The 418-nt window shown below is 58.9% G+C and carries 1 pseudogene; it reads right to left on the bottom strand.

The features are described from left to right. Window positions 1-148: 148 nt before the first annotated feature. A pseudogene (locus AC1DS3_RS39550) lies at window positions 149-418 on the bottom strand (type VI secretion system tip protein VgrG); the annotation flags it as partial.

Below are 418 nucleotides of genomic sequence, written 5' to 3'. Positions count from 1 at the left end.
CGACATGACAGACGAGTAATGCACCGATCCATCATCGCCTATAGAGGGTGGGATAACGCGTTCAACGGTGGCCATACGAAGTTGCTCCGGTTTGCTTCTGCGTGGTTGTGGTTGTGGTTGTGAAGGTGCACTGCATGCCTACAGCCATTTATTCCGGATCGATGCGCAGGCGCAGCCCATCCACGAACAGACTCTTCTGCAACCCCGTCTTTCCTTCGGCATCGGTGGTGCCACGGATCACGCTGCCGTCTTCGCGAATGATGGAGAACGCGCGATGGCTGACCGGCTGGCCATCGAAGGGCCATTTGAGCGCGTATTGCTCGTCAAAGTCGGCGTGCTTCCACGTATTCATCGATTCGGCGAGCGAAGCCGGCCCCTGACGACTGAACGCGGCCGACTTGATGGTCCGGTCCCCGCG

It is taken from the genome of Cupriavidus sp. 01L46 (assembly GCF_056399905.1).
Note: the sequence above shows the minus strand (reverse complement) of the source record. Positions and strands in the feature narration are given on the sequence as shown.